This window comes from Neobacillus dielmonensis, assembly GCF_000612665.1.
Classification (GTDB): Bacteria; Bacillota; Bacilli; order Bacillales; family Cytobacillaceae; genus Neobacillus; species Neobacillus dielmonensis.
The window spans coordinates 26,436-36,602 of the sequence record NZ_HG942026.1 but is presented as its reverse complement, the minus strand read 5'-3'; the positions used below and the strand labels follow the sequence as shown (position 1 = coordinate 36,602).

The window sequence follows — 10,167 nt, the reverse complement described above, 5'->3', positions numbered from 1 at the left end:
GGGGTCGGGGGTTGGGGAGCCTCCTCGGCGCGAAAGCGCCTGCGGGGTCTCCCCAACCCCGTACTCCCGCAGGAGTCGAGCGCCTTCCGCTCCAATCAACAGGTTAAAAAAATCAACATTATTGTTTTTAACAGAGCCATAAAAATAAAAAACTCCCGCCTCTTATGAAAAGAGACGAGAGTTACAATTTCCCGCGGTACCACTCTAATTGTTCGAATTGAACCAGCTTAATTACATAACGGAGTATTCCCCGGCGTGCCCTACTTATTTTCAGGCAGGCATCTCCAAAGTGCGGTTCATTATCTGATTGCATCAGGCTTCCACCGTCCCCGACTCGCTTTATCTTTCTAGATAACTACTCTCTTTGTCATTGATTTTCAATTGTTTGAATTACCAGCTATTATACTGGAAACATACGGTTTTTGCCAGTGATGATGATGAATTTTTTCTGTTCGGAAATTCTAATGGGTAAAGGAGGGATATCAATGGCCAGACGAAATAAAATTCTTGTTCCAGAAGCTAGAAATGGTCTTGACCAGTTAAAAGCAAGAGTTGTTCAAGCCCAGAACCCTGACCATGCCAAATTTGAAGCAGCACAGGAAGTAGGCGTTCCACTTAAAAAGGGCTATAACGGGCAGCTAACTTCGGAGCAGGCTGGGAAAGTTGGCGGCCGGCTTGGCGGCAGCATGGTCCGCGAGCTGGTCAAAATGGCACAGCAAAACTTAACTAAACAGTAGTTTTGAGGAAAGGACCTGGGAAACGGGTCCTTTTTTAGATTCCCCCAGAGACAAAACTGCTAGGCAGATGACTCAAAGTGTCCCATATTGGACCTCTATCGGACAAAACTAGTTACGGAGAATTCAACAGTGTCTCATATAAAAATTTCAAGAACATTTTCAAAAAAAGTTTGACAATTTTGTGACAAATGGTGGTAAAATATTGGTAACAAAGGGGTGAAAGGGTTTGCATAAAAAACATTTACAAGCATTATTGTTCATGAGAAAAACAGCTTGTTATGCAAGCTGGCTCGGAATTATACTTTTAGTCACGGGATTTTTCACTAATGGTTTTGTGAATTATTTCTTCACCGGTTTAGGTTTTGGGATACTTTTTGGTTCGTTTTTAGCGGTTTTAATGGGGACATTTTTATCACTGATGTCGGAGCAGACACATAATAGCAAACGAGGACAGTTTATCGTTTTATCGACCGGCAAATTCACCAATCGCAAATTTGCCAAACGAGGGGGAGCCCCGGCGCTAACCTTGATTGAAGGCGGAGCCCGAAGCGGCCGAAAAGCCAGTCAAAAAAATCGTATAGCAAAATAAATAGAAGAGGTATGGGGTCCTCTTCTTTTTATATTTCCAATTTATGAATGCAGCAAGAGACCTTTCATAATCTCGGCAATCTCATCCGAACTTAATGGTTCGTGCTTCTTTTCCCAATCAGACAAAAGCGCAACATACATTTTCAGCAGCAAGAAGCTGATAATTTCCGGATTAGTCTTGGGAATGGCCCCTTTTGCCATGGCGGCCTCAATTTTTTGCTTTAAATAAGCAATGATTTCGTCCTCCACATGCTGGAGCATATCTGAGACAGCGATGGTCCCCATTTCCTTTTCTTCTTGAGCGAGTTTAATCATCAACTGATGCCGGGAACGGAACTCTAAAATGCGGTACAGCCCACGATGGACATTCTCGGTAAACGGCAATTCTGGCTTCAAAACGGCCTCTGCTTCAGCAATCATTTCTTTTACTAAAGAAGACATAATCTCTTCAAACAGCTCTTCCTTGTTTTTAAAAAATGTATATATTGTCCCTTTTCCTACATTCGCAAGCTTGGCCACTTGATCCATCGTTGTCGCCTTATAGCCGAACAAGGAAAAGGATTTGGTTGCAGCATCGACAATCATTTTTCTGCGATTGGGAGCCACCCGGGTCCCTCCTTTTTGACTAAATTAGTTTTATAGTCAATTCATCCTACTTTTACTCTACCATATCTAAGCTGTGATTGGCAATTCGACTATAAATAAAGACCATGGTGGGCTGCATCCATGGCCTATTGTTTTTGCCTTTACTCCCGCTTTTCAATTACTGACATGACCGCTTCTTGTATTTCCTCATAGCATGTACATCTACAGATATTGGAGGAAAGCCATTCCTTAATGACCTCATAGGTTGGTTGGGGATGGTTCTTCAACAATGCGTGGCAATTCATAATAAAACCTGGAGTGCAATAGCCGCATTGAAACGCAAAGTTTTCAATGAATGCATGTTGAATGGGTGAATCCTTTAATCCTTCTATTGTGGTCACTTTGGAACCGACTGCTTCAACCGCAAGCATGATGCATGACTTATAAACTGTATGATCTACCATCACTGAGCATGCCCCGCAGTCACCATTTAGACAGCCAGGTTTTGCCCCTGTTAAGCCGAGATATTCCCGAAGAATAAAGAGAAGCGTATCCGCCGGCCGGATCGCGACATTCCTAGTTTCTCCATTGACATCTAAAGAGACATTAATTTTTTGGGGTGGAGACGCAGCCATTACCTTCCCTCCAATTCTATTATTATTTCATTTAATGTATTTTCGAGGACGAATAGACGGTACTCGCTGGACCCCTCGACATCATGAAGCACAGGTCCTGGTATATGGCCGATAGCTCTTTTTACCCTTTCAGGCAGTGACAACCCGGCCTTATTTAATTCATCCTCCATTTCCTTGGAACGAAATGGGAACGGGCACAGCCCGCTGAAGGCAAACCGTAATTGGTTTTCCACTTTAATTGCAGCCACGGTCAGAAGCGGATATCCTGTCTCCCACTGCTGGCGTTTCTTTATGCTTACAAAAGGAAGATCAACATACCTTCTTTCCGTCATAATCTGGATGATAAATTGCCCTTCAGCGAGTTGGAAGGTTTGATTAAAAATTTGCCCGATTGGCAGTGACTCCACTCCATTTTGCCCTGCTATGGTGACTACGCTATCACACAAGAGGAAGGGCAGCACGGCCTCACGGTAAAAAATTTGCCCGCATAAATTTCCTCCCAGCGTGATTTTGTTTCTTGCCGTATGGTCGGCAATCCCCATGGATGTCGCACTCAGCAAGGGAAATAAATTAGCATCCTCAATGTAAGTTAAGGGAAGGGCTGCGCCTGTCAGCAGGTTGTTGCGATCAAACTCAAAAACCAGACATTCCTTTATAGCTTTTATGTCAATCAGGGCACCTGGCTGAATCAAATCCAGCCGGCCTAGGGTTAGAATTTCAGTGCCGCCTGAATAATAAACCGGTCGTTTGTTTTCCCCTTTTAAGGAAAAAAAGAGTTCTGTCGCTGCTTTAATCGTTGCAGGTCGATAATACTCGATGTCTGCTGACAGCACTATCTCTCACCTCCTTTTATTTTCCATAATAATTCGGGAATCAGGGGCAGATAGTTGACTTCAGCTGATAATGCCGCTGATAAGCTATTTCCGAGTGCAGCCGGCATGCCTAATAACCCATGCTCTCCTGCCCCTCTTGCGCCAAAGGGGGCTTCGACATGCGGCGTTTCTACAAAGGCGACTTCATACTTGGGATGTTCCCCAAACCGGATTGGCCGGTACGTCCTTAGCTGCGGGTTCAATATAGTGCCAAGGGAATCAAAGTAAAATGTTTCCCTCGCTGCAAAGGACAACCCCATGCTCATCGCACCCTTTACCTGTCCAGTGAGTGTTTTCTCATTCAAAACCTTTCCTACATCAACCACCGTGACTGCCCTGAGAATTCGATAACGATATTCTCTCGTATCCAATTCAATCTCTACTCCTTGGGCGGCCACTTCCCATTCCGGGCCGGGCTTTCCTGCCCCCGTTTCTTTGTCTAGATAGGTGATGCCTGGCATCATGTAATGGCCCCTGCCGATGATTTGCCCTCCGATCGAATTTCCATTGGGAAAAGTGTAACCGTAGGCGATGTCCTTAATCGGGATCGATTTACTTGGTTCCCCTCTTAAAAAGACCTTTCCGTAGCCCACCTCCACATCCTCAATGGGGGCGCGCAAGATAAATGACGCTAAACTTTTTAATTGGCTGATGACATCTTCTGCAGCCGCTAAAACGGCCCTGCCTGCCATGTAAACTCCCCTGCTCGCCACTGTCTTCCAATGTTCAGGAGTATTGACTGTATCAACATGCATTTGGACATGGATGTCTTTTATGTCCATTTTTAATTGTTCAGCAAGAATTTGGGCAAGGACCGTTTTGGTTCCCGTTCCAATTTCAACGACACCGGAAATGAGGTTAATGCTGCCGTCAGGATTGTATGTGAGAATGACTCCGGAACTTGCATTAGGATCAATGGTAGAGGTTTTCCAGGTACAGGCAATTCCTTTTGCCCTCACCTTATGTTGGCCCAGGTTAGTGACCTGCCCTTCCTGCCAATTCATTAACTCCTTCAATTTTTCAATGCATTTGGGCACATTTCCAACCGTGCTGGCATTTAAGCGGAATTGAGTGGGGGTCGTATGTCCCGGCAATATGGCATTTTTATAACGCAGCTCAAGCGGGTCCATGTTCAATTTTTTTGCTAAAACATCCATGGTCCTTTCAAAAGCGAAATGGACCTCCGAATGGCTGAACCCTCTAAACGGGGCTGCATACGGATGGTTTGTATACATACATAGCGAATCACACCAAATGTTTTCAATATTATAGGGACCCGTGCAATCAACCGCTCCCGCTCTGCTCAAATCAATTGATTTATCAGAGTAGGCGCCGCCATCCCATAAATAGAGAAGCTCTGCCACTTTCAGGGTCCCTTCTTTTGTGCAGCCTAGTTTTACTTGGGCTTCTAAGCCAATATGCCCCGGGGAGGTGAGCATATCCTCTTCACGGGTATTCATCATTTTCACTATTCGTCCACCCACAGCTCTAGTGGCAAGATAGGCCAGAATTTCCAGCTGGACAGACGCTTTTCCTCCGTATGCCCCGCCCACTAGAGGGGTATTTACTTTAATGGTGCCAGGCTGAATTCCAAAATACTGTCCGATCAATTTTTTAATCATAAATGGCGCTTGGGAGGAGGAAGTGATTTCGATGGTTCCTCCCGGATGAATTTGGGCGATTGAACACCTCGTCTCCATAGCAGCATGGTCGGATGTCCGGAAGGCAAACTTCTCCTCCACCACGACTTCGCTTTCAGCCCATCCTTTCGTTCGATCACCCTTACGGATTTTCGTGCGGGTGGCAATGTTGGTCCCAGGTTCCGGGTAGACTCCTTGGATTTTTTCATATTGACCCATATTGGGATGGAGCAGCGGCGCATCAGGCTTTAGTGCTTCGGATGGGGAATTGACGACAGGGAGTTGTTCATATTGGACCTTTATTGCCTCTACCCCTCTCATGGCCAAATAAGGGGTGTCAGCTACGACGATGGCCACAACCTCTCCGTTAAAACGGACCCGGTCCACGGCAATTGGCGGGCGATCCCGCAATTCTTCTCCCGTGAGCGGAAGATGATCCCCTGTCACAATGGCCCTTACCCCTGGGATTCGTTGGGCTTCTGTTAGATCTAACTGTTTAATCAGTGCGTGCCCAAAAGGACTTATGACCGTTCGGGCATGAAGCATCCCTTTTATCTCGAAATCTGCTGTATACTTTGCATGTCCGGTTACCTTTTCAAGGGAATCCTTTCGGGTGATACCTTTCCCAATGATGTGCATATGCTTCAATCCCCTTTCATGCAGTACGGATCTTGCGCGGTACTATGAATCTTTAATACTCGCAAACTTATTTGGCTGTCTATACTGTTGAATGATTTCCGCCATAATACTGACTGCAATTTCCTCTGGCCCTTGTGCACCAATCGGCAGCCCGATGGGAAAGAAAAGCTTCTGCTGCTTTGTTCCATTCCTTGCTAGTCGTAACGTTCTATCCTTTGACCCCAACAAACCAATATATCTCACATTAGAATGTTGTAATGCTTCAAGGAATTCTTGATCTTTCCGGAAATTGTGGCTCATAATCACGACAAAGTCAGTATCGGAAATCTCCATAGCTGAAATGATTTCCTGTGGCGAACCGATATGACATTCATCCGCTTCCGGGAACCGCTCTTCATTGCAAAGACCCGGCCTCCAATCACAAACCTTAACCATAAACCCAACCCTGGCAGCTAACCCCACAAGCGGCCTCGCATCCACACCCGCCCCAAAAACAACAAGAACTGGAGGCGGAAAATAAACATAACTATAACAAAATCCCTCAGAGACAATCCCCCACCGCACTGACGCACTACCGTACTGGGGGACTGTCCCCCGTTGCAGTGATGCGTTACCGTGCTGGGGGACTGTCCCCCGCTCCAGTGATGCGTTACCGTGCTGGGGGACTGTCCCCGGGTGGTGTTTGAAGGTGGATTGTTGTAATGTAAGGTCTTGTGTGAATTTTTTTTCGTGTAGTATTGGTTGTTTGTTTTGTAGTGAGGTTTTTAGGAAGTGTAGGTCGGTTTTGAGTTTTTTGGTTATGGGTTCTAGGAGGATGGTGATTATTCCATTGCAGCCCATTCCTTGGCCCCATCCGTAGTCGTCGATGGAGCGCATATCGTAGGTGATGGTTTTGGGTATTTGGAATTCAAAGACTTCCTGGCTCCTTAAAATCAGGTCTTCCTCTAGGCATCCAGGGGATATTGTGCCCACACTTTGGCCATCTTCCTGAATGAACATCGAAGTTCCTTCTCTTAAGTAGGCAGATCCCTCGATTTTAATAATGGTGGCCAAAATACCCCTTAGGGGTGAATGCTGCACTGCCTCCAAAATCGGTAAAATGTTTAGCATCCATTCCATCTCCAAACGGAAAACTTTCATATTCTTTATGGCGTAAGCGCTCGATTAAGATGTATGAAACAAAGGCAAAAAAAATGCCTTTAGGACAAGATTCAGCTAGTAATATCAACTTATACACATACACTAAAACATATAGTAATTATGCCTGAAACCTATGATTATCAATTAAAATAATTTGTGTTTCTGTCTCGTTTGCAAGTGCCTTCGTCCGGTCAACGAGTTGATAGATGTGTTTGCAGCATTGTTGGGCCCCTTTTACGAGCAGGGGAACACCAATGAAATCAATGCCCAATCCTCTAGAGAAAAAACCGCCAAGCGTCATGGCAAGCGGGACAACAGGGGACGTATTGGAAAAAATAATTTTCTCCCTTAGACCGTAGCGTTGTGTCATGATTTCACTTAAGTGATAGATGGAGGGAAGCACAAGCTTGGATGAACGTTTTCCTATTGTATAAACAGGATTCCCTTCTTCGTCTTCTCCGTGAAAAATAAATTTTCCTGCATCTTGCTTTTTCAATTTATTGAAATACGGAACTGCTAACACCTCCTCTTTACTAAGAACCTTGGAGGGGTCATCCAAGAGTTTAAGATGATAGGCAGCTGCCAAGGAAGTGGTATGCGTACCGCCGTAATCATGATAAATATAAATCATTTCGATCGTCCTCTTTAACGTGTTTTTTCTTCTATCATCCCCAATGTTAGATGATTTATAAGATACCATAAAAAAAATCCCTCCATGTTTTGGAAGGATCAATTTTCGCAACGCTTTATGGTTTGTAATTAATTCCTAACGATAAAATAATCATTAAAAACGCAAATACCAATAGGAAGAGACATAACGAGAACCCCCAGATGGCAAAAAGCCGGGAACGTTTCTCCGTGAACAGGCCTACAATCCCTAAGAAAAAGCCGACAAATGGCAGCTGAAATACAAACAGGCCAAAAAATAGACTTCCTTGAATTAATAGACCCACATTTAACCCCGCCAACGCAATTAAAGCCGATAGAAAAGATAAAAATCCGAAGATTGCCGGGATGCGCTGAAGCAAGCCTTTATTTTTTACTCCCAATTCCATAATTTCACTTCCCCCATCTTTATGGCACGAATGTCTTCCCGGTCGTGAAGCTTTCGTAATTCCTCTGTTGGACCGGTGATGACCGCTCCATACACCTTAATTTCATGTTTTTTAATATAGTCCAACCGGCTGCCGATGGATAATGACTTCGCCCTGGCCACTTTCTCGGCAACAGCCTCATTTTTTTTCAACTGCGATAAAATATCAAGGAAAGCCTGCTGATTGTCTCCGTCTTTAAACGGTGACCATGTTTCCGGGTCAGCCTGTACCGGATACCCTAATGGAGTAATCGGCACCCCTTCTTTGTCCACCTGTGCCTTTTCCAAACCCGTGTCTACTGCCACCCAGCGCAGCTCCATATTTTGCGGCAGACTTTTTTCTAATTCCCGCGGGTCCATCAAGTGATTGAACGATACATAAATTTCCGACACCGTTCCGTCTGGCAGTTTATCTAAAGTATCCCAGCCGTCTTTGGCTGAATACGGCATAATTGCATCGGGATGAAACAAAACCCCTGTCTCTTTGCTAGGATTTTCAGCCAAAGGGCGGTCTAGCAAAAGATTTTTTTTAGGAAATTCTGCTTGGCCTAACAGAAAACGAATATCGTAGTCGCCGGCCTTATAATCCTCTTTTCCAACACGTTTAAAAACATCAAACGTAACATTCATCGAAAAAAAGCCGATATCGTCTTCAACGTCTAATTTTTTGAGGCTCATATTAGGCTCAGTAACATAAATCGTGTTCGTTGCCACTTCAATTAGCCGGTCCGCCCTGCTGTCAGTCCCGTAGTACAAATAGGTCGCCAATGTCATGATCGGAACAATCAGGAGCAGCACCGCAAGACTGATCATAATATTTGTTTTCCGCGCCATGCTCTTTCCAATCTTCACAAATTCAGTCTGCTTCGCTTCTGGATAGCTTGGTATCTGATCAATATGATCTAATGATTCCTTCAGATAATTCTCATACTCCTGGTCCACTTGATTTTTATCCTCAGTCATTGGCCTTCTTCCTTTCCTTCACTCGGTCCATCACTTTTTTTCTTCCCCTATGTAACAGGCTTTTTAACGTATTAACATTTATATCAAGAATGGCTGAAGCTTCCTTGTAACTTAGCTGGTGAAAATCACATAATAGGATGACATGCCTTTCCAGTTCCTTTAATGAATGGATATCCCCAAGCAATAATTGAAAGCTTTCCTTCTCCAAAAGCCTTCCTTCTGGCGTCTCTTTCGTAAAGCTTGTTTCATTATAGGGGTCTTCCCGGAACACTAAACGTTTATTCTTTCTCTGAAAATCAATGAATGCATGATAGGCTACCTTAAAAAGCCATGCCCGTATGTTCGAAATCTGATAATCCTCCAGCTGTACATAGGCACGGTAAAATGCCTCTTGAACTAAGTCCTCTGCTATAAAGTGATCCTTTGAGAGAGAGAATAGGTAACGATATAAATCATTCACATATGCTTGATAGGCCTGATCAAGTTCCACTATTGCTCCCCCTTTTCACTTTAACCACGTTTTACCATATCAAAAAGTTGCATTTGTTGAAATGTTTTTTTTTCATAGGATAAATTACCTATATCATCTCTTCATTTCATGCTACTACCGTTTTTCAAACATACTTTTTATTTTCGGCGAAATACTATAATCATCGTGATATGTGAACTTTTAAGGAGCGGGGCGAGATCATATGATGGCAATTCATTGTTTACGGCAACCACCTATTAGTGCAAATCGAGAAAACTTGGCAAAGGACTAGAAGAATGTGCGCAACGGACTTGAAGCTTTAATGTGGAGTATAGCCCTGCCTGGATTCGGGCAATTTTTGAATGGCAAATGGCTTAAAGGGATTGTTTTTGTTATTTTAGAAATATTAATTAATGTTCAAGCAAGGTTTAATTTAGCCATTATTTCAAGCTTTCATGGTGAGATTGAAAAAGCAATTCACCAAATTGATTTTCAATGGCTGATGTTCTACCCTTGTGTGTATTTTTTCGCTATGTGGGATGCCTTCAAAGATGCAGGAGGAGGAAAAGAAAAGAATTCATTTTTACCGTTTGTTTTTTCAGCCTATTTCGTGACAGTCGGGTTAATTTTTTCAACCATTTTCAAGCCTTTTGGCATCTTCTTTGGGCCGATTTGGCTGCCTATGTTATCGGTTATACCTGGGTTGATTGTTGGTTTTCTTTTGAAACGTATCATTAATAACGCCGCCAAACAAAAGGAGCACTAAAAGGTGCTCCATTTTACTACGTGTGTCGTCTTTATCGCGG

At 43.9% G+C, this 10,167-nt stretch carries 12 protein-coding genes and 1 other annotated feature; of the genes, 3 read left to right on the top strand and 9 right to left on the bottom strand.

Annotated elements, in window-relative coordinates; translation table 11 throughout:
- Window positions 1-167 precede the first annotated feature (167 nt).
- Window positions 168-380: a binding site (T-box leader), on the bottom strand.
- A 105-nt stretch (window positions 381-485) separates the two neighbouring features.
- Together BN2425_RS01825 and BN2425_RS01820 are read left to right on the top strand one after the other, a co-directional pair.
- The gene (locus BN2425_RS01825) at window positions 486-737 is read left to right on the top strand and encodes an alpha/beta-type small acid-soluble spore protein (protein WP_042454425.1); all 252 of its coding nucleotides are present in this window, start codon (window positions 486-488) and stop codon (window positions 735-737) included.
- Between the two features lie 226 nt (window positions 738-963).
- Window positions 964-1,326 carry a hypothetical protein gene (locus tag BN2425_RS01820; protein ID WP_042454423.1) on the top strand — a complete coding sequence of 121 codons (363 nt, stop codon included), beginning with the start codon at window positions 964-966 and terminating at the stop codon, window positions 1,324-1,326.
- Window positions 1,327-1,367: 41 nt separating this feature from the next.
- Here the strand turns inward: BN2425_RS01820 and BN2425_RS01815 are convergent, their stop codons facing one another.
- The 9 genes from BN2425_RS01815 to BN2425_RS01775 all read right to left on the bottom strand — a co-directional run bounded on the left by BN2425_RS01815 (window position 1,368) and on the right by BN2425_RS01775 (window position 9,382).
- On the bottom strand, window positions 1,368-1,931 hold the full coding sequence (locus BN2425_RS01815) for a TetR/AcrR family transcriptional regulator (protein WP_042454421.1): 564 nt from the start codon (window positions 1,929-1,931) through the stop codon (window positions 1,368-1,370).
- A 140-nt stretch (window positions 1,932-2,071) separates the two neighbouring features.
- The gene (locus BN2425_RS01810) at window positions 2,072-2,545 is read right to left on the bottom strand and encodes a (2Fe-2S)-binding protein (RefSeq protein WP_042454419.1); all 474 of its coding nucleotides are present in this window, start codon (window positions 2,543-2,545) and stop codon (window positions 2,072-2,074) included.
- Window positions 2,545-3,378 carry an FAD binding domain-containing protein gene (locus BN2425_RS01805; RefSeq protein WP_042454417.1) on the bottom strand — a complete coding sequence of 278 codons (834 nt, stop codon included), beginning with the start codon at window positions 3,376-3,378 and terminating at the stop codon, window positions 2,545-2,547. Before BN2425_RS01805 ends, BN2425_RS01810 begins: the two co-directional genes overlap by 1 nt.
- On the bottom strand, window positions 3,378-5,696 hold the full coding sequence (locus BN2425_RS01800; RefSeq protein WP_042454415.1) for a xanthine dehydrogenase family protein molybdopterin-binding subunit: 2,319 nt from the start codon (window positions 5,694-5,696) through the stop codon (window positions 3,378-3,380). The genes BN2425_RS01805 and BN2425_RS01800 overlap by 1 nt, the downstream gene beginning before the upstream one ends.
- A 42-nt stretch (window positions 5,697-5,738) precedes the next feature.
- A complete protein-coding gene (locus tag BN2425_RS01795; RefSeq protein WP_042454413.1) occupies window positions 5,739-6,806 on the bottom strand; it encodes an XdhC family protein in 1,068 nt (355 codons plus the stop codon).
- Window positions 6,807-6,954: 148 nt separating this feature from the next.
- On the bottom strand, window positions 6,955-7,467 hold the full coding sequence (locus BN2425_RS01790; protein WP_042454445.1) for a DUF3189 family protein: 513 nt from the start codon (window positions 7,465-7,467) through the stop codon (window positions 6,955-6,957).
- 115 nt (window positions 7,468-7,582) lie between these two features.
- Window positions 7,583-7,891 (bottom strand): hypothetical protein, encoded by a 309-nt coding sequence (locus tag BN2425_RS01785; RefSeq protein WP_042454411.1) that lies wholly within the window; start codon window positions 7,889-7,891, stop codon window positions 7,583-7,585.
- Entirely contained in the window at window positions 7,876-8,892 is a 1,017-nt protein-coding gene (locus tag BN2425_RS01780) for an anti-sigma factor (RefSeq protein ID WP_042454410.1), read from the bottom strand. Before BN2425_RS01780 ends, BN2425_RS01785 begins: the two co-directional genes overlap by 16 nt.
- Complete coding sequence (locus BN2425_RS01775) at window positions 8,885-9,382, bottom strand: sigma-70 family RNA polymerase sigma factor (protein WP_042454408.1); 498 nt, start codon at window positions 9,380-9,382, stop codon at window positions 8,885-8,887. Before BN2425_RS01775 ends, BN2425_RS01780 begins: the two co-directional genes overlap by 8 nt.
- Window positions 9,383-9,683: 301 nt before the next feature.
- Here BN2425_RS01775 and BN2425_RS01770 point away from each other — a divergent pair, with 301 nt between their 5' ends.
- Complete coding sequence (locus BN2425_RS01770) at window positions 9,684-10,127, top strand: hypothetical protein (protein WP_042454442.1); 444 nt, start codon at window positions 9,684-9,686, stop codon at window positions 10,125-10,127.
- The last annotated feature ends 40 nt before the right edge of the window (window positions 10,128-10,167 follow it).

Coding starts and splice junctions, on each gene's coding strand:
- BN2425_RS01795 (WP_042454413.1), bottom strand. CDS start 6,806: ATGCTAAACATTTTACCGATTTTGGAGGCAGTGCAGCATTCACCCCTA.
- BN2425_RS01825 (WP_042454425.1), top strand. CDS start 486: ATGGCCAGACGAAATAAAATTCTTGTTCCAGAAGCTAGAAATGGTCTT.
- BN2425_RS01800 (WP_042454415.1), bottom strand. CDS start 5,696: ATGCACATCATTGGGAAAGGTATCACCCGAAAGGATTCCCTTGAAAAG.
- BN2425_RS01810 (WP_042454419.1), bottom strand. CDS start 2,545: ATGGCTGCGTCTCCACCCCAAAAAATTAATGTCTCTTTAGATGTCAAT.
- BN2425_RS01770 (WP_042454442.1), top strand. CDS start 9,684: ATGTGGAGTATAGCCCTGCCTGGATTCGGGCAATTTTTGAATGGCAAA.
- BN2425_RS01790 (WP_042454445.1), bottom strand. CDS start 7,467: ATGATTTATATTTATCATGATTACGGCGGTACGCATACCACTTCCTTG.
- BN2425_RS01780 (WP_042454410.1), bottom strand. CDS start 8,892: ATGACTGAGGATAAAAATCAAGTGGACCAGGAGTATGAGAATTATCTG.
- BN2425_RS01785 (WP_042454411.1), bottom strand. CDS start 7,891: ATGGAATTGGGAGTAAAAAATAAAGGCTTGCTTCAGCGCATCCCGGCA.